We start from the raw sequence: 16,515 nt of genomic DNA on the forward strand, positions 1-16,515 counted from the left end.
CCGGCCTCGTGCTCAGCCGGACCAAGTGGTGTAGAAACTCCCGGGGTTCACCAGATACCGCACGGTGGCGTGCGGCACGTGGCGCACGGTGTGGCGGCGGCTGTAGCGGTGGACCAGCTCCCAGTCCTCACGGGGCATCACCTCCGGGGTGCGGCGCAGCCGGCTGAAGCGCAGGGCCCTGTCGCGCCGCCCGACGAAGGCGTTGGTGTCCAGGAAGGACTCGCGGGCGGCCCGGCGGCGGTCGAACGGCACGGACAGGACGTCCCGTTCGGTCCCGTCCGGCAGGACGCGGCGCAGCGCCGTGTAGACGCCGTCCGGCCCGCCGGGGGCCTCCAGCACCGCCAGCGCCCGCTCCAGATGGTCGGGCTCCCACAGGTTGTCGTCGTCCAGGAAGGCCACGTACCGCGAGCGGGTCAGGCGGATGCCCACGTTGCGCACCACCCCGGCGACTCCGGTGTTCCGCGCCAGCGATACGGCGAACAGCCGCGGGTCGTCCGGGAGTCCGGGGAGGCCCGCGCCGTCGTCGACGACGATGACGACCTGGTCGCGGACGGTCTGGTCCAGCGCCGAGCGGACGGCCGCCCGCAGTTCCTCGGGGCGGCGGTGGGTGGCGATCACCGTCGCGACGAGGGCGGCCGGCGGGGGAGCGGTGGCGGCCGCGAGGCGACGGGTCTCGGCGCTCTCGACGCGGCGCAGTCGCAGCGCGGAGGGGGCGAGGAGGACCTTGTTGCGGAGCTCGAACAGGACGAGCCAGCCGAATGCGCCTTTGAGCAGTTCCCAGGGGGCGCGGGCGATACGTCTCATGGTCCTCTTCCTCAGCCGGCCGGCTCGGGGGCGATCGAGTGCCCGTGGGTGAACCGGTTGCCGCGCCAGACGTTGCCGGCACCACCGGCGTTCCAGGCGGTGACGGCGCCGTAGTGGCCGGAGTTGCGGTGGTACCGGGTGGAGAAGACGTTGTTCGTGACCTGGATGCCGGTGGCGCCCTCGCCGCCCCCGTACAGGGCGTAGGCGCCGCCGGCCAGCAGATTGCCGTCGATGACGGTGTTGGAGACGGGGCCGGTGTCGGCGAAGAGCCCGATGGCGGCCGAGGCCCCCTGGTCGACGGGGACGGAGTTGAGCAGCGTGTTGTGCCGGATGACCAGGCTGCCCTTGTTGCTGCCGCCGCTGATCACGGCGTCGGTGTGCTGCCACTCGCCGCCGGCGTTGCGGAAGGGCACCAGGTCGTGGACGTAGTTGTCGTGGAGGTCGCCCTGTCCCATGGAGAGGGCGTTGCCGAAGACGGAGACGTCGCACCAGCCGACCTCGACGGGGCTGACGCCCATGTTGGAGACCGCGTAGTCCACGCCCCCGTTGTCGGGGCCCTTGCCGGGGACGGCGGTGATGGTGCTGTGCAGGATCCGCAGACCGCTGTGCCCCGGACGCAGGTTGACCCCCCACCAGTTGGTGGAGGTGATCCTCGAGTCGATGATGGTGACGTCGTCCGCGTAGATGTCGAGCGATCCGGTGATGTCCCACCCCCGGATGACGGTGCCGTCGGTCTTGACGCTCATGTTCCCGGTGGAGTGCGGCTTGAGCGGGATGCGGGGGCCGGTGGAGCGGGCGTCGGGGAAGCCCGCTTCGGCTTGCGCCGCCGGCGCCGCGGGCCGCGGGGACGACGCCCCGCGGGGCACGGGGCTCCCGGACGACGAGCCGGCCGGGGACGGTGAGCGGGCTTCCGATGACGAGGGGGCCTCCGACGCCGGGGGAGGCGGGTGAGCGGTGCCGCGGGACGTGCCGTGGACGGACGGTGCGGCGTCGGCGCCCGAGGCACACGCGGCGCAGAGTAAGAGGGACAGTACGGCGAGTAGTTGACGGAGCCTGGTCACGCGGCCTCCGGGGTTCGGGCGCCGAGCAGGAAGCGGCGGCTGGGCAGGACGCACACCACATAACAGGCCAGGGCGGTGGCGCCGATGACGAAGAGGGCGACGATGCCGTCGCCGAGGAGCCGCTTCGCGGCGAGGGTCACCACGGTCATCACGGCTCCGCCGAGGAAGGGCCACGTGCAGGCCCTGACGATGTGGGCGGGGCCGATCCCGGCCCGGCCGAGGGCGTACACAAATGCGGGGACGACAAGTCCGGCCGCGACGATGACGTGTCCCTGGGAGACGCCGACGATGCCGTCGAGGCGGGCGCCGGCGACGAGGACGGGGACGAGAGCGATGACCCACAGGCCCTGGACGAGGATGAGGGAGCGGCGCCGGCCGGCGGCGACGAGGCAGTCGTAGGCGAGTTCGCAGCCGATGCGGACCAGGCCCAGGGCCATCAGCCAGGGCAGCGCCGAGGCGGCGGGCACCCATGTGCTCCCGTAGACGAGACGGACGACCGGCGCGGCCAGTCCGCCGAGCAGCACGCACAGCGGGACGGTGCCGGTGACCAGCACGCCGAGGGCACGGCTGAAGCCCTGGGCGAGGGCCTCCGGGGAGGTTGCCAGGCGGGAGAAGCCGGCGAAGGAGACGCGGCGGGCCGCCTCGGAGATGATGCGCACCGGCCAGCCCGACATGTTGAACGCCAGGACGTAGAAACCGAGGGCGACGGAGCCGAGGGACGAACCGACGACCATGGTGTCCACGTTGACGACGGCGAGCGCGAGCAGGCTCGCGCCGGCCAGCGGGAGGCCGAACCTGAGCAGGGCGCGGGCCTGGCCGGGGTCCCAGCCGAACCGCAGCATGCCGGGGGCGGCGAGCGCGCAGCCGAGGAGCGCGGCGACGTTGCCGGCCACCGCTCCCCAGGCGAAGCTCATCGCGCCCCAGCCGGCGAAGGCCAGCACCAGCGTCACGGTGGTGCTGAGGACGAAGTTGAGCGCGTCGATCACCATCCGCTTGCCCTGGGCGAACTCGCGGGTCAGATAGCCGGCGGGGACCTGGGCCACCCCGTCCAGCACCAGGCACAGGCACATCACCCGCAGCACGCCCGTGGCCCCGGGCGAGTCCAGCAGCCCGGCCACCGTGGGCGCCGAGACGAAGATGGCGGCGTACAGCAGGACGCTGGACGCGGTGCCCAGGGTCAGCACGGTCGGCGCGAAACGGCGCGGGTCGCCGTCCCAGCGGACGATGGCCAGGCCGACGCCCAGCTCGTTCGCGGAGAGCAGCACCAGGAGCACGGTCTGGGCGATGCCGTAGACGCCCCATTCGGCGGGGCCGAGGGCGAAACGCGCCAGCAGGATGCCGGTGGCGAAGTTGCCGAGGCGCATCACCACGGTGTTGATCAGACTCCACCGGGCCGCGGAACGGACCTTGCGCCCGAGAGAGGGGGAGGCGGGGGTGTCGCTCGGCTCAGCGGTCTCGCTGTCCGGTGTGCGAACGCTGTCCATGAGTCGACTCCTCGTCGAGCGGCTCGGCGGCGGGCGCCACGGCCATGGCGGCGCGTCCGGCCCCCGGCTCCGCGGCGGGCCTGTTCTCGGCGGACCGCGACCAGCTGGGCGGCGTCCTGAGTGCGATCGTCCGTTCCACGGCCGATTCCTCGGCCGCGGGCCCGGCGGCGGGCCCGGCGGCGGGCGGACCGGAGGCGGCGGCCGGACGCGCGGGTTCCACCGCGTGCGCCTGCGGCCGCGGCCGGCGGCGCGCCTCCACGTAGAAGGCGGCGCCCATGCTCAGCACCAGGCCCAGGCCCCCGGCCATGACCAGGTACTCCAGCCGCGTCTTGGTCTGCGCCACCGGGTTCTGCGGGGGCACGATCGTGGTCATGCGGATCATGGCCTTCGGGGCGACCGACTGCTGCTTCTGGAACTGGTCCAGCCGCTCCTTGGCATACGCCGTCAGGATGCGGTCCGAGTCCAGGACGGCCGCCCTGTCGGTGCCGGTGACGGTGAGCCACATCAGCGGCCCCTGCGCGTTGTCGGCGATCTTGGCCTCGATCGTGCCCTCGGCGCCACGGGACTTGAGTTCCCGCTGGGAGCCGTCGGAGTTGAGGTTGCGGGCCAGGCTGTCGGCCATGCCGGTGAGCGAGGTCTGGGTGCTGAGGAACGGATTGCCGTCGTAGGCCACGGTGGCCTTCTGGGAGTTCAGAAGGGCCACCGTGCTCTGCGACTGGTAGGTGACCGGAACCACCAGTGCCACGCCGACCGCCAGCACGGCGGTCAGCAGCAGTCCGGGCAGCAGGACGTACCAGCGCCTGCGCATGACCCGGAAGATCTCAGCGAGATCCATGGTGGTCCCCCCTCACGCCCCGACCCCCGATGAGCATATGTTGCGAGCGGATCATTTGGCGGGTGTTTGGTCGGTGGGCCTCGGCCGGCTGCTCGCGGTGCCTCCCTCCAGCAGCACGTCGGCGATGCGGTCGCTCGCCAGGCCGTCCCACAGCTCGGGCCGGCGCGGCCCGGGGGGATCGTCCAGCACGCGGTTGACGGTGGAGACGATGCGCGCCGGGTCGCGGCCCGCCAGCACATTGGTGCCCTGCTCCACGGTGACGGGCCGTTCGGTGTTGTCCCGCAGGGTCACGCAGGGCACGCCCAGCGCGGTGGTCTCCTCCTGCACGCCGCCCGAGTCGGTCAGCACGAGGCGGGCCGAGTCCTGCAGGGCGATGAAGTCCAGGTACCCGGCGGGCGGCACCAGCCGGATGCCCCCGGGGACGCCGATGCCGGCCAGCCGTTCGGCGGCGCGCGGGTGCACGGGCAGCAGCAGCGGGCAGCGGCCGGCGATCTCGCCCAGGGCCTTCAGGAGCCCGGCGAGGACCTCGGGGTCGTCCACGTTGGCGGGCCGGTGCAGGGTGACCAGACCGTACTCCCCCCTGGCCAGGCCGTACCGGTCGAGGACGTCCGAGGCGCGGGCCCGTTCCAGGTTGGCCAGCAGTGTGTCGATCATGACGTTGCCGACCAGGTGGATCTGGTCCTCCCGGTACCCCTCGGCGCGCAGGTTCCCGGCGGCGTCGGGGGAGGGGGCCAGCAGATAGTCGCTGACCCGGTCGGTGGCGACCCGGTTGACCTCCTCCGGCATGCTCCAGTCACGGCTGCGCAGTCCGGCCTCGACATGGGCCAGCAGCGGGCCCGCCTTGGCGGTGACCAGGGCGCAGGCCAGGGTCGAGTTGATGTCGCCGACCACGACGACGACGTCCGGGGACAGTTCGCCGAGCAGCGGTTCGAACGCGGTCATCACGCGTCCGGTCTGCTCGGCGTGGCTGCCGGAGCCGACCCCGAGGAAGTGGTCGGGCGGCCGGATGCCGAGGTCGGTGAAGAACACCTCGTTCATGGCCGGGTCGTAGTGCTGGCCGGTGTGGACCAGGATCACCTCGGCGCCCCGGCGTTCCAGCGCGTCCATCACCGGCTTGATCTTCATGTAGTTGGGTCGCGCACCGGCGACGCAGACGATGCGGGGCATGGTTCAGAGCACCTCGATCGTGGGCCCGGCCGACAGCCGGCGGCGGCAGTCGAGGACGAAGCGGGCGTGTTGGGCGATGAGTTCGTAGTCGAAGCTGTCGTGGTCGGTGAGCAGAACCACCACGTCGGCGGCGGCCAGCTCCTCCGGCACCGGTTCGACCCGCACCAGCCGGGTGTCCACCGGCAGGCTCTCGACCACGTGCGGGTCCGCCGCCTTGACCTGGGCCCCCATGTCGAGCAGCAGCTGGGAGATGCGCAGGGCGGGCGACTCGCGGGCGTCACCGGTGTTCTTCTTGTACGCCAGGCCCAGCAGCAGGATGTTCGAGCCGTTCACGGACCGGCGTCTTTCGTTGAACAGGTCGCTGATGCGCCGGGCCACGTACTCGGGCATGTGGTTGTTGATGTCGTTGGCCAGTTCCACGAAGCGGAAGCTCTGGCCGAGTTCGCGCTGCACCCGCCAGGACAGGTACGAGGGGTCGATGGGCAGGCAGTGGCCGCCGACGCCCGGCCCGGGCGTGAACTTCATGAAGCCGAAGGGCTTGGTGGAGGCGGCGTCGATGGCCTGCCAGACGTCGATGTCCAGGTGGTGGGCGAACATCGCGATCTCGTTGACCAGCGCGATGTTGACGTGCCGGAAGGTGTTCTCCAGCAACTTGGCGAGCTCCGCCTCCTTGGGCGAGCGCACCGGCACGGTGGTGTCGACGAGCTGCCCGTAGAAGTCCCGCACGGCCTCCAGTGAGGCCGCGTCGACGCCGGACACCACCTTGGGGGTCTCCTTGAAGCCCCAGACGGCGTTTCCGGGGTCGATCCGCTCCGGGCTGTAGCCGAGGTGGAAGTCGGGGCCCGCGGTCAGGCCCGAGCCGTCCTCCAGGATCGGGGCGAACAGCTCCTGGGTGGTGCCGGGATAGGTGGTCGACTCCAGGACGACGGTGGCACCGGGCCGCAGATAGCGGGCGAGGGTGACCGCCGACTCCTTGATGTACCGCAGGTCGGGAGTGCCCTCGTGCAGCGGCGTCGGCACGGTGACCACGGCGACGTCGAAGCCGCCGCAGTCCCGGGCCGCGTCGCTGGGGCGGTAGGTGCCGTTGTCCAGTGCGGCGCGGATCCGCTCCGAGGAGACGTCCTCGACGAACGACTCACCGGCGGCGAGGCTCTTGATCCGCCGGGAGTCCACGTCGTAGCCGATCACCTCGTGACCGACCTCGGCGGCCCGGACGGCCAGTGGCAGGCCGACATATCCCTGTCCGACCACGACGACGCGCATCAGTGACTCCTGTTCGCGGAGGCGGGCGACGGGGTGAGCCGGATGAACTCGCGCGCCGTCATGAGGACGAAGGCAGCATTGGTGGTGAGATAGCGCCGGCCCAGCCGGCGCGGCTCCTGCAGCGCCCGGTAGAGCCACTCGACGCCCCAGCGCTGCCAGGACACCGGGGCCCGCCGGGTGACGCCGGCCAGGATGTCGAAGGAGCCGCCGACCCCGTGCACCACGCGCGCGCCGGTGCGCTCGCCGTACGCGGCGGTGAAGATCTCCTTCTTGGGCGAGGTCATGCCGAGGAACAGCATCTGCGCGCCGCTGCGGGCGATGGCGTCCGCTACGGCCCGCTGTTCGGAGTCGTCGAAGTAGCCGTTCCGGCTGCCGGCCACCTGCAGGCCGGGGAAGCGGCCGGCCACCTCGCCCAGCATCCGCTCCAGCACCTCCTGGCGGGCGCCGAGGAAGTAGACGGACATGCCCGCCGACTCCGCCTCGGCCAGCAGCCGCAGGAACAGGTCGATACCGGCCACCCGTTCCGGCAGCGGGGCGCGCAGGAGCCGGCCGGCCCAGACCACGGCCTGTCCGTCGGCGAGGACGAGATCGCAGCCGGCGACGGCCTCGGCGAGCCGCTTGTCCCGCCGCATGTTCACCAGCTTCGCCGCGTTGACCACGCCGATCTCGAGCTGTCGGTCCTCCCGGACCGCGGCCAGGCAGCGCCCTACGGTCTCGTCCATGGTCAGCGGGTCCAGTTCGACCCCGAAAAGGGACTGACGCCCGCTCATACGCGGCCTCCCTGCCAGGCGTGGAGCATCCAGCCGAACTCGTACGGCCGGCATTCGCGGTCCACCGAGACCGGGCGGTACACCCGGTCCAGGGGCTTCAGCCGGAGGTTAGGAGCGACCCGGCTGCCCAGGCCCCGGGCGGCGCGTACGGCTTTCCTCGGGTCGCCCCGGAAGACCTTGCGCCAGGTGACGCCGAGCTCGTCGAGGATCAACGGCTCCTGTTTCTCCGGGTGTCCGGCCAGTTCGGGCACCTCCGTCATCCAGCCGAGGCCCTTGCGGACCGACGCCGCGAAGTCGGTGCCGCCGGCGTCGGCGAGATCGAACAGGGCGGTCGGCGCCATCGCGTGCTGGTGGACGCTGTAGACCGGGTAGCCCTCCACGACGCCGCCGGTGCGCGCGTCGTAGTGCCACCACCACTGCCCGCCGTCGCCCTGCAGCTCGCAGATGCGCGCGGCGCAGGCCTCGGCCGCGGCCAGGGCCTCCGGATCGCCGTCCCCGTCGCCGCAGGCGTGCGCCCGGGCCAGGGCCTGCAGCGGGTACGTCTGGTCGGCGAAGCAGCTCACATGCGCCCGGTACCAGGGCACCAGGCCGGGGCCGGTGGCGTGCGGGAACAGCGGGCTGTTCCCGATCCGGGCCCGCAGCAGACGGTCGCGGGCCGCGGTGAGGGGCCCCTCCACGTCGATTGTGCCGTGCGCCGCCGCGAGGGCGGACAGCACCCAGGCCGCCTCGACGGTGTACTGCGGCCGGCCCTCCTCGTCCAGGGCGCGCATCCGGTCGAGGGCGTCGGACAGCTTGGGATGCCCGGTGTCGGCGGCGGCCCAGGTGATGAGCGCCGCGTCACCGAGGTTGGTCACCGCGGGCAGTGACTCGATCAGCAGACCGGTGAACTCCTGGGCGCTGCGGCCGCCGAGCACCGCGCGCTGGCGGTCCTCGGGCAGGAACCGCACTCCGAGCGCGGTGATGGCCGCGTACCGGGCGCTGGTCCCGCGCCGCTCCAGCTTCCAGGAGCCGCCGGGCGACCTGTGCCCGGCCATGGTGAAGGCGAAGGCCTCCTTGCCGGGAAGCAGCATCGACGGAAGCCCCGACTCGGCGACCGTGAGCAGTCGTTGGGCGAGCGTGAGCAGCGCCGGCTCCTCACGGCCGAGCGCCGCCAGACGTGTGATGGTCATCGTTCGGACACACCAACCCCCCTGTGGGTCCTGTTTTCGCGCAGACTTGAGATCGCCGCGGCGTGAACGGCCGGGCGTGTGAAGGCGATGCGGATGTCAGGCGCCGGAGCGGCCGCCGCTCCTCGCTTCAGGCACAGATGTCCCCCACTCCGAAACCCCCCCGGGCCATGCCGAATCGTGTGCTCCCTGTGCTGGGTCTGCACACTTCGCACACATGTTATGCCTGCACATGTTCGACGAACGGTGTTTTGGGAGAATCGGGACCGGTACTTCGCCCGATCAACTCCTCATGCGCGCGGGACGAGTTCGCCGTCCTTCTCGTCGTACCGCTCGCCGGTCTCGGGGCACTCCCAGCAACCCGGCTCGCCCTCCCGCTCCACCAGCCGGACGCCGGCCCGGCCGACCCAGCCGACCCGGTGCGCGGGCACGCCCGCCACCAGCGCGAAGTCCGGCACGTCCCGGGTCACCACGGCGCCCGCCGCCACCAGGGCCCAGCGGCCCACGCACACCGGCGCCACACACACCGAACGGGCCCCCAGCGACGCCCCCTCGCCCACCACCACGGCCACGGCCTCCCAGTCGCCGCCGCGCTTCAGCCGGCCCCGCGGGTCCACGGAGCGCGGGAAGTGGTCGTTGGTGAGCACCGCCGCGGGGCCGACGAACACCCCGTCGCCCAGCACCGCGGGTTCGTAGACCAGGGCGTAGTTCTGGAGCTTCACGTGGTCGCCGATGCGCACCCCGGGGCCGACGTACGCCCCCCGGCCCACGATGCAGCCGCTGCCCAGCGCCGCGTCCTCCCGTATCTGGGCGAGATCCCAGACCGTCGTGCCGTCGCCGATCGCGGCCGACTCGTCCACCTGGGCGGTGGGCTGGATCCTCGTGTTCACCGGGTCGGTCTCCTCTCGTGTTCGGTACGGCCGTTGTGGCCGGTCACCGGTGTGCCGGTCGTCATGACGAGATCTGCACCTTGCTGTGGTCGCCGAGGACGAACCGGTGGGCGGCGGGCTTGCGGGGGGAGGGGGTCACTTCGACGTTGCGGCCGATGAGCGAGGCCTCCACCCGCCGGACGCCGCTCACCGAGGAGTCGCGCAGCACGATCGAGTACTCGATCTCGCTGTCCTCGATCCGGCAGTCCCCGGCGATCGAGGTGAAGGGGCCGATGTAGGAGTCGGTGATCACGGTGTTGGCGCCGATGGCCACCGGGCCCACGATCCGGCTGCCGGTCACCTTCGCCCCGGGCTCGATCCGCACCCGTCCGATGATCTCGCTGTCGTCGTCGACGGTGCCGTCGATCCGGCGCTCCAGGGTCTCCAGCACCGAGCGGTTGACCTCGAGCATGTCGGTGACGTTCCCGGTGTCCTTCCAGTACCCGGAGATCGTCGTGGAGCGCACGTCGCGTCCGGCGTCGATCAGCCACTGGATGGCGTGCGTGATCTCCAGCTCACCGCGCCAGGAGGGCTCGATGGAGCGCACGGCCTCATGGATCGCCGGGGTGAACAGATACACACCCACCAGGGCCAGTTCGCTCTTGGGATGCTTCGGCTTCTCCTCCAGGCCGACCACCCGCCCCGCCGCGTCGAGTTCGGCCACGCCGAACGCGGTCGGGTCCGGTACCCGCGTCAGCAGGATCTGGGCCTGGGGCCGCTCGGCGCGGAAGGCGGCGACCAGGTCCGTGATGCCGCCGACGACGAAGTTGTCGCCGAGGTACATCACGAAGTCGTCGTCGCCCAGGAACTCACGGGCGATCAGCACCGCGTGGGCCAGGCCCAGCGGGGCCTCCTGCGGGATGTAGGTGACGGCGAGCCCGAACGCGGAACCGTCGCCGACCGCCTCCCGGATCTCCTCCGCCGTGTCCCCGACGATGATCCCGACCTCGGTGATGCCGGCTCCGGCGATCGCCTCCAGGCCGTAGAACAGCACCGGTTTGTTCGCGACGGGTACGAGCTGCTTCGCCGAGGTATGGGTTATGGGGCGCAAACGGGTACCTGAGCCACCAGACAACAAAAGTGCCTTCATGTATATCAGCCTACTTACAGCGGACTTGCTGACGGAGGGATTCCGGGTACGGAAGATCCCGTCCTCACGGACCGTCATGCCGCAGAGGCCGCACGACCGTGCGGCGCAGGCGCACGTGCGCAGGTGATGTCGCCGGTCAGCCGGTCTTGTGGCCCCACCGCGGACCGAGCAGGGCCCACTCCCGGTCCCACTCCTCGATGCGCCGCCGGTCGAGCCACCACCGTCCGGCGCACCGGACGCCGAACGCCGCGCCGGTCAGGGCGAGCGCGGCCGAGACGCCCAGCAGCGCCGACTCGGCGGACGCCTCGCCGGAGGTCAGCGGCGCGCTGCTCGGCTCGGCCCGGGCGTCGAGCCAGACCCGCACCGCGGAACCGGCCCGCTGCCCGCCGGACACCAGCGTGCTGCCGCTGTGCGGGGTGCCGTCCGGGGCCGTCCAGCGGACCCGCGCCGAGGTCAGGTCGTTGCCCGTGCCCGCGATCGCCGTGCGCGGGGCGTCCGCGAGCAGCACGGCCCGGACCGGTGTCCGCTCGGCCCGCTGCCGGTCGAAGGACCGCCCGGCGGCCTGGGCGGTCACCAGGCCGGCGAGCGTGCCGCCCACCACGACGAGCGCCCACACGGCGAGCAGGAACCACGCCTCGACCACGTCGTCGCGGCGCCGGAGCGGATTGCTCCGCCACCGCCACAGCGGGACCCTCGTCCGCCCGCGCCCGCCGTTCATGAGGCCGCCCTCGCGCATCTGTCCCCGCCTCTTCGTCGTCACACTCAGAAGGTCGCAGCCCGGGCGGTGCCGTGGCATGGGCCGGCCAGGTGCGGACGCTGGGCCGACCGGGGCACTTCCGGGCGGCGCCGTTGGGCCGCCCGGCCCTCCCGGCGAGCCGTGCGGTCACGGGCCGTTCTCCGGGGCCGGAGGGACCGGTGGTCCCTCGCACCGCGGCCCGGACCCGGCCCAGCATGGAGCGTGATCCGGTCCACCAGACGAAACCGGTCGACCAGGCGAAAGACGGGCGGTCCGATGTACCCGAACGATGGTTTCCGCGAACTCGGCCGTCACGAGTGCATGCGCCTGCTGGCCACGGCGCCCGTCGGCCGGATCGTGCACACCCGCCAGGCCCTGCCCGCCGTCGTACCGGTGAACTTCCGCCTCGACGACGACGGGGCGGTGCTGCTGCGCACCTCGGCCGCCTCGGAGATGGCCCGCGCGGTCGACGGCTCCGTCGTGGCCTTCGAGGCGGACGCGGTCGACGCCGACGAGCAGTCCGGGTGGAGTGTCGTCGTCACCGGGCGGGCCGGGGTCGTCACGGACCCGGCCGAGGTGGAGCGCCTGGACCGGATCGGCCCGCGTTCCTGGGCGCCCTCGCCCGAGGAGGTCTTCGTGCGCATCGAGCCGGAGCTGGTCACCGGCCGCGAGCTGGTCGGCGGCCGGTCGATGTACGGCGTGCATCTCTCCGTCTGACGCACGGCGCACGGGCCGTGCTCGCTCTTCTCCGGCACGTGACCGGCCGCCCGTCCTGGGTACCCGGCGGGAGGCCACGCCGGGCACGGACCCGTCACCGCGATCCCACGGCGTCGCGCACACCAGGGCCGTTCGGCCCTGGCTGTCCGGCCCGGACGGGGCAAGGATCCGGTAGGAAGGCCGCCGGTACCCGCCGGCGGCCGGGGAGAGCACGGACGAGGAGCGGTCAATGACGGACGGCGAGCAGGGCAGCCCGATCCGGGTCTTCCTGCTGGACGACCACGAGGTGGTACGGCGTGGCGTGCGCGACCTGCTGAGCGACGAGCCGGACATCGAGGTGATCGGTGAGGCCGGCACCGTGGAGCAGGCGCTGGTGCGGGTCCCCGCACTGCGCCCGCAGGTCGCGGTGCTGGACGTCCGGCTGCCCGACGGCGACGGCGTGAGCGTGTGCCGGGAACTGCGCTCGCGCATGCCCGAGCTGGCCTGTCTCATGCTGACCTCGTTCGACGACGAGGAAGCCCTGCTCGACTCGATCATGGCGGGCGCCTCCGGCTACGTCCTCAAGCAGATCCAGGGCTCGGACCTGGTGTCCGCCGTACGCACCGTGGCCCGCGGTCAGTCCCTGCTCGACCCGAGCGCCACCGCCAGGCTGATGGCCCGGCTGCGCGGCGGCCCGCGGCAGCAGGAGGAGCCCGACGAGCTGCCCGGCCTGACCGACCGCGAACGGGAGATCCTGGCCCTCATCGGCGAAGGACTGACGAACCGCCAGATCGGGCAGCGGCTGTACCTCGCCGAGAAGACGGTGAAGAACCACATCTCCCGGCTGCTCGCCAAACTCGGCGTGGAGCGCCGTATCCAGGCCGCCGTCATCGCAACCCAGATCCAGGACAAACGGGGGCGGGAGGGGCGCTGACCGCACAACATCCCCCGAGGACAGGGACGTTCGGCCCACGGAGGGAGACCTTCGGCATCCGGCGCGGGGCCACGCACCCGGCCAGAGTGGCTGTCGTCAGGAAACGACGACCCGGACATCCCCGAAGGGACCACCGCCATGGCCGTGCACGAGCGCTCTCACCGGAGCCCGGGCCTCCATCTGTCGGCCCTCCGCCGGCACTGGGCCCGCTCCCTCGCCGCCGGATCCGGCGTGTCGGCACGCGCCGTCACGCACACCGCGCGGTGCTGTTCATGCTCGGTCTGCTGGGCATCGGGGCGGCTGTGACGGCGGGGGTGGCGCTGCGGCCGGCGGCGCCGGCCGGGACGGCGATGATGGCGCTGATGTGGGGCTGGCCGAGTGGCCGTCGGCCAAGCAGTTGTCGGACGGCTCGCCGAGCATGTCGGCCAACCCGTTCGCCGACTACCACGTGATCTACGCGGTGGCGCTGATCGCCGTGGCGGCCGCGGGCGCGGGCACCACCTGGGGCCTGGGCCGGCTGTGGGCCCGGCTCCCCGTCGTCCGCGACCACACCTGGCTGCGCCGGCCCCCGTGCCGGGACGGCCCCCTCGCGAGGCCGCCCCGGCCACCGGCCGGCTCCCGCACGCACGCCCCCCCCGGCACAACCAGCGGCTCCCGCGTCGCACAACCCCCTTGAAGACGACGCCGCGACGGCGTCCCCCCGTCCCCGAGAGGTGGAGATCATGTCCCGCACCATCACCGTAGGCATCGACGGTTCGGCCGAGAGCCGTGCCGCCGCGGAGTGGGCCGCCCGTGAGGCGCTGTCGCGCGGCCTGGCGGTGAAGCTGGTCCAGGTCTGGCAGCCGGTGCCGGAGCCCATGGCCGAGGCTCCGCTGCTGGGCGCCGGCACCCATCAGCACTGGACCGAGCGGATCCTCGGTGAGGCCGCGGACGCCCTGCGGTCGGACCACCCCGGGCTCGAGGTGAGCACCGAGCAGCTCACCGGACAGCCGGCCGAACTCCTGACCGCCGCGGCCGGCGAGGCCGAACTGCTCGTGCTCGGCTCGCGCGGCCTCAGCGGACTCGGCGGCTTCCTGGTCGGCTCGGTGGGACAGTCCGTCGTGGCGCACAGCGAGCGGCCCGTGGTCCTGGTCCGCGCCGGTGAGCAGGCCGCCGGCGAGCACGGCACGGGCGCGGCGGGCGACCCGGCGGGCCCCGTCGTGCTGGGACTGGACGTCAGCACGCCGGACGCGGCCCCGATCGAGTTCGCGTTCGAGGCCGCCGAGCGCGGCTCGGTGCCGCTGCGGGTGGTGCACGCCTGGAACCCGCCGGCGTACTACTACTCCTACGGCATGGCCATGGACCCCGAGGTCACCACGACGGTGGCGCGGAGCCACGCCGCCGCGCTGGACGAGGCCCTGCGGCCCTGGCGGCAGAAGCACCCCGGCGTCGAGGTCGTCACGGAGTCCCGCTGGATCAGCCCCTCGCTCCTGCTGGCCGAGGCCTCGCAGGACGCCTCCCTGGTCGTGATCGGCCGGCGCGTCCGCCGCTCTCCGTTCGGCGCCCACATCGGCACCGTCGCCCACGCCGTCCTGCACCACGCCGCCGCCCCCGTCGCCGTCGTGGCGCACGACTGACACACGGCTGCGCCCACCCGGCCGCCGCCGCACCCCGCGAGGGGGCGGCGGCCGTCGTGCGGGGCGGGCCCACGGCGGCGCGAACGGCCGCTTCAGAGGCCGGCGGCGTGATCGGGCACGTAGGTCTGCAGATCGCGCGGCGGACGCTCGTAGCCGGTCGACGGCGGCCGCGGCGGCAGCCGCAGCACCTGTGGCGGCACCTCGTGGTAGGGGACGGAGGCGAGCAGGTGGGCGATCATGTTCAGTCGTGCCCGCCGCTTGTCGTCGCTCTCCACGACGAACCACGGCGCCTCGGTGATGTCGGTGTGGACCAGCATCTCGTCCTTGGCCCGGGAGTAGGCCTCCCAGTGCGTGATCGACTCCAGGTCCATCGGGGACAGCTTCCACTGCCGCAGCGGATCCTCCAGCCGGCGCCGGAAACGCTCCTGCTGCTCCGTGTCGCTCACCGAGAACCAGTACTTGCGCAGCAGGATCCCGTCCTCCACCAGCATCCGCTCGAAGATCGGGCACTGGCGCAGGAAGAGCTGGTGCTCCTCCTTGGTGCAGAAGCCCATCACATGCTCGACCCCGGCCCGGTTGTACCAGGACCGGTCGAACAGCACGATCTCCCCGGCCGCCGGCAGATGCTCCACGTACCGCTGGAAGTACCACTGCGTGCGCTCGCGCTCGGTCGGCGTCGGCAGCGCCGCGATCCGGGCGACCCGGGGATTGAGATGCTCGGCGACCCGCTTGATGGTGCCGCCCTTGCCCGCCGCGTCCCGGCCCTCGAAGACCACGACCAGCCGGGCGCCCTCGGCCCGCACCCACTCCTGCAGTTTCACCAACTCGTTCTGCAGGCGCAGCAGTTCCCGCTCGTACACCTCGCGCGGCAGCTTCGCCGCCTTCTTACCGGCCATGCCGCCTCCACCACCGCCCGCCGGCCCGCCCGGTCGCACACGCCGGGGGCCGGACACCAGGACGCCACCGTACTTTCCGCCGGAGACCGTCCGCCACCGCTCGTCGCCCACGGCACACCGGCGGGCGTCCGCCATCGCTTGCCGCCCCCGGCGCCCGGCCGCCGTCCCGTCCCGGCCGGCGGACCGGGGACGTTCGGCCCCGTGCCATGCCCGGACAGCCCATGGGAGCGGCGCCCGAACCGCTGGATGCTCGAGACATCGGGACGCCTGGAGCGCCGCAGCTCGCCGAGGCCGACTTCAACCCCGTGCTCGCGACCCCCGACCGGGTCTCCGTGCTCGACGCGCGGGTGCGCCTGGTCCCGCGCGATGCCCAGGACGCCTATCTGCGCCGGCTCCGCTGAGGCGGAACCGCGGACGGACCACGGTGGGGCCGGAGACCGGCCGCACCTCGGCGAGAGGAGGTGGACCGCCATGACCGGCAGGGTTCTGGTGGCCTACGGTTCGACCAACGGATCGACGGCGCGCATCGCGGAGACCGTCGCCGGGGTGCTGCGCGAGGCGGGGCTCGCGGCCGAGGCGCGGCCCGCCGGGTCGGTGCCGGGCGTCACCGCGTACGACGCCGTGGTGGTCGGCGGCGCCCTGTACGCCGGGCGCTGGCAGAAGGACGCGCGCCGGTTCGTGCGCCGTCACCGCCGGGCCCTGACCGGGCGCCCGGTGTGGTTCTTCAGCAGCGGGCCGCTCGACCCCTCCGCCTCGGAGCGCGACATCCCGCCCGAGGCCGGAGTGCGGCGCGCCATGGACCGGATCGACGCCAGGGAGCACATCACGTTCGGTGGATGCCTGGAGGAGGGCGCCAAGGGCAGGATCGCCGGGATGATCCTCCGCGGCGGCAAGGGCGGCGACTTCCGGGACTTCCCCGCGATCGAGACATGGGCGGCCGGGATCGCGGCCGAGCTGACGGCCCGCTGACGGGGCGACGGGGCGCCGGGGCAGGCAAGCTGACGTGGCGTCCGGGGACGATGGGCCCCGCCTCCCGGCCCGGTCGGCCCTCTCGTCCGGGGCGGTGCC

At 72.8% G+C, this 16,515-nt stretch carries 17 protein-coding genes and 1 pseudogene; 6 read left to right on the forward strand and 12 right to left on the reverse strand.

What is annotated here, in order from left to right; genetic code table 11:
* Nucleotides 1-12: 12 nt before the first annotated feature.
* The 11 genes from AB0924_RS19595 to AB0924_RS19645 all read right to left on the reverse strand — a co-directional run bounded on the left by AB0924_RS19595 (nucleotide 13) and on the right by AB0924_RS19645 (nucleotide 11,329).
* Entirely contained in the window at nucleotides 13-804 is a 792-nt protein-coding gene (locus AB0924_RS19595; RefSeq protein ID WP_366912027.1) for a glycosyltransferase family 2 protein, read from the reverse strand.
* 11 nt (nucleotides 805-815) lie between these two features.
* A complete protein-coding gene (locus AB0924_RS19600) occupies nucleotides 816-1,550 on the reverse strand; it encodes a hypothetical protein (protein WP_358929330.1) in 735 nt (244 codons plus the stop codon).
* A 311-nt stretch (nucleotides 1,551-1,861) separates the two neighbouring features.
* A complete protein-coding gene (locus AB0924_RS19605; RefSeq protein WP_366912028.1) occupies nucleotides 1,862-3,349 on the reverse strand; it encodes an oligosaccharide flippase family protein in 1,488 nt (495 codons plus the stop codon).
* Nucleotides 3,312-4,184 (reverse strand): Wzz/FepE/Etk N-terminal domain-containing protein, encoded by an 873-nt coding sequence (locus AB0924_RS19610; RefSeq protein ID WP_366912029.1) that lies wholly within the window; start codon nucleotides 4,182-4,184, stop codon nucleotides 3,312-3,314. The genes AB0924_RS19605 and AB0924_RS19610 overlap by 38 nt, the downstream gene beginning before the upstream one ends.
* Before the next feature lie 51 nt (nucleotides 4,185-4,235).
* Nucleotides 4,236-5,351 (reverse strand): UDP-N-acetylglucosamine 2-epimerase (non-hydrolyzing), encoded by a 1,116-nt coding sequence (gene wecB, locus AB0924_RS19615; RefSeq protein WP_358929336.1) that lies wholly within the window; start codon nucleotides 5,349-5,351, stop codon nucleotides 4,236-4,238.
* A 3-nt stretch (nucleotides 5,352-5,354) separates the two neighbouring features.
* Nucleotides 5,355-6,614, reverse strand: a complete 1,260-nt coding sequence (locus tag AB0924_RS19620; protein ID WP_366912030.1) for a nucleotide sugar dehydrogenase — start codon at nucleotides 6,612-6,614, stop codon at nucleotides 5,355-5,357.
* Nucleotides 6,614-7,384 carry a WecB/TagA/CpsF family glycosyltransferase gene (locus AB0924_RS19625; RefSeq protein ID WP_358929341.1) on the reverse strand — a complete coding sequence of 257 codons (771 nt, stop codon included), beginning with the start codon at nucleotides 7,382-7,384 and terminating at the stop codon, nucleotides 6,614-6,616. Before AB0924_RS19625 ends, AB0924_RS19620 begins: the two co-directional genes overlap by 1 nt.
* Nucleotides 7,381-8,553, reverse strand: coding sequence for a hypothetical protein (locus tag AB0924_RS19630; RefSeq protein WP_366912031.1), 1,173 nt, complete (start codon nucleotides 8,551-8,553; stop codon nucleotides 7,381-7,383). Before AB0924_RS19630 ends, AB0924_RS19625 begins: the two co-directional genes overlap by 4 nt.
* 287 nt (nucleotides 8,554-8,840) lie before the next feature.
* Complete coding sequence (locus AB0924_RS19635) at nucleotides 8,841-9,440, reverse strand: acyltransferase (protein ID WP_358929345.1); 600 nt, start codon at nucleotides 9,438-9,440, stop codon at nucleotides 8,841-8,843.
* A gap of 61 nt (nucleotides 9,441-9,501) precedes the next feature.
* Nucleotides 9,502-10,569: a glucose-1-phosphate thymidylyltransferase gene (locus AB0924_RS19640; protein ID WP_358929347.1), complete on the reverse strand. Its 1,068-nt coding sequence runs from the start codon at nucleotides 10,567-10,569 to the stop codon at nucleotides 9,502-9,504.
* Nucleotides 10,570-10,705: 136 nt separating this feature from the next.
* On the reverse strand, nucleotides 10,706-11,329 hold the full coding sequence (locus AB0924_RS19645) for a hypothetical protein (protein ID WP_358929349.1): 624 nt from the start codon (nucleotides 11,327-11,329) through the stop codon (nucleotides 10,706-10,708).
* Between the two features lie 252 nt (nucleotides 11,330-11,581).
* On the opposite strand from AB0924_RS19645, the gene AB0924_RS19650 reads away from it, so the two are divergent.
* The 4 genes and pseudogenes from AB0924_RS19650 to AB0924_RS19665 all read left to right on the forward strand — a co-directional run bounded on the left by AB0924_RS19650 (nucleotide 11,582) and on the right by AB0924_RS19665 (nucleotide 14,551).
* Nucleotides 11,582-12,022, forward strand: coding sequence for a pyridoxamine 5'-phosphate oxidase family protein (locus AB0924_RS19650; protein ID WP_358929351.1), 441 nt, complete (start codon nucleotides 11,582-11,584; stop codon nucleotides 12,020-12,022).
* 229 nt (nucleotides 12,023-12,251) lie between these two features.
* A complete protein-coding gene (locus tag AB0924_RS19655) occupies nucleotides 12,252-12,935 on the forward strand; it encodes a response regulator transcription factor (protein WP_358929353.1) in 684 nt (227 codons plus the stop codon).
* 266 nt (nucleotides 12,936-13,201) lie between these two features.
* A pseudogene (locus tag AB0924_RS19660) lies at nucleotides 13,202-13,497 on the forward strand (hypothetical protein); the annotation flags it as partial.
* Nucleotides 13,498-13,657: 160 nt separating this feature from the next.
* Nucleotides 13,658-14,551 (forward strand): universal stress protein, encoded by an 894-nt coding sequence (locus tag AB0924_RS19665; protein WP_358929355.1) that lies wholly within the window; start codon nucleotides 13,658-13,660, stop codon nucleotides 14,549-14,551.
* Between the two features lie 92 nt (nucleotides 14,552-14,643).
* On the opposite strand, the gene ppk2 is transcribed toward AB0924_RS19665, so the two are convergent.
* Nucleotides 14,644-15,447: a polyphosphate kinase 2 gene (gene ppk2, locus AB0924_RS19670; RefSeq protein ID WP_358929357.1), complete on the reverse strand. Its 804-nt coding sequence runs from the start codon at nucleotides 15,445-15,447 to the stop codon at nucleotides 14,644-14,646.
* Between the two features lie 206 nt (nucleotides 15,448-15,653).
* Between ppk2 and AB0924_RS19675 the strand changes: the two genes are divergently transcribed.
* Both AB0924_RS19675 and AB0924_RS19680 read left to right on the forward strand, forming a co-directional pair.
* A complete protein-coding gene (locus AB0924_RS19675) occupies nucleotides 15,654-15,848 on the forward strand; it encodes a hypothetical protein (protein WP_358929359.1) in 195 nt (64 codons plus the stop codon).
* Between the two features lie 70 nt (nucleotides 15,849-15,918).
* Nucleotides 15,919-16,416: a flavodoxin domain-containing protein gene (locus tag AB0924_RS19680; protein ID WP_358929361.1), complete on the forward strand. Its 498-nt coding sequence runs from the start codon at nucleotides 15,919-15,921 to the stop codon at nucleotides 16,414-16,416.
* Nucleotides 16,417-16,515 lie beyond the last annotated feature (99 nt).

The organism is Streptomyces sp. NPDC047869 (genome assembly GCF_040704065.1).
GTDB lineage: Bacteria > Actinomycetota > Actinomycetes > Streptomycetales > Streptomycetaceae > Streptomyces.

Coding starts and splice junctions, on each gene's coding strand:
- AB0924_RS19620 (WP_366912030.1), bottom strand. CDS start 6,614: ATGCGCGTCGTCGTGGTCGGACAGGGATATGTCGGCCTGCCACTGGCC.
- AB0924_RS19600 (WP_358929330.1), bottom strand. CDS start 1,550: ATGAGCGTCAAGACCGACGGCACCGTCATCCGGGGGTGGGACATCACC.
- wecB (WP_358929336.1), bottom strand. CDS start 5,351: ATGCCCCGCATCGTCTGCGTCGCCGGTGCGCGACCCAACTACATGAAG.
- AB0924_RS19675 (WP_358929359.1), top strand. CDS start 15,654: ATGCCCGGACAGCCCATGGGAGCGGCGCCCGAACCGCTGGATGCTCGA.
- AB0924_RS19665 (WP_358929355.1), top strand. CDS start 13,658: ATGTCCCGCACCATCACCGTAGGCATCGACGGTTCGGCCGAGAGCCGT.
- AB0924_RS19640 (WP_358929347.1), bottom strand. CDS start 10,569: ATGAAGGCACTTTTGTTGTCTGGTGGCTCAGGTACCCGTTTGCGCCCC.
- AB0924_RS19655 (WP_358929353.1), top strand. CDS start 12,252: ATGACGGACGGCGAGCAGGGCAGCCCGATCCGGGTCTTCCTGCTGGAC.
- AB0924_RS19680 (WP_358929361.1), top strand. CDS start 15,919: ATGACCGGCAGGGTTCTGGTGGCCTACGGTTCGACCAACGGATCGACG.
- AB0924_RS19630 (WP_366912031.1), bottom strand. CDS start 8,553: ATGACCATCACACGTCTGGCGGCGCTCGGCCGTGAGGAGCCGGCGCTG.
- AB0924_RS19595 (WP_366912027.1), bottom strand. CDS start 804: ATGAGACGTATCGCCCGCGCCCCCTGGGAACTGCTCAAAGGCGCATTC.
- AB0924_RS19605 (WP_366912028.1), bottom strand. CDS start 3,349: ATGGACAGCGTTCGCACACCGGACAGCGAGACCGCTGAGCCGAGCGAC.
- AB0924_RS19650 (WP_358929351.1), top strand. CDS start 11,582: ATGTACCCGAACGATGGTTTCCGCGAACTCGGCCGTCACGAGTGCATG.
- AB0924_RS19610 (WP_366912029.1), bottom strand. CDS start 4,184: ATGGATCTCGCTGAGATCTTCCGGGTCATGCGCAGGCGCTGGTACGTC.
- AB0924_RS19625 (WP_358929341.1), bottom strand. CDS start 7,384: ATGAGCGGGCGTCAGTCCCTTTTCGGGGTCGAACTGGACCCGCTGACC.
- ppk2 (WP_358929357.1), bottom strand. CDS start 15,447: ATGGCCGGTAAGAAGGCGGCGAAGCTGCCGCGCGAGGTGTACGAGCGG.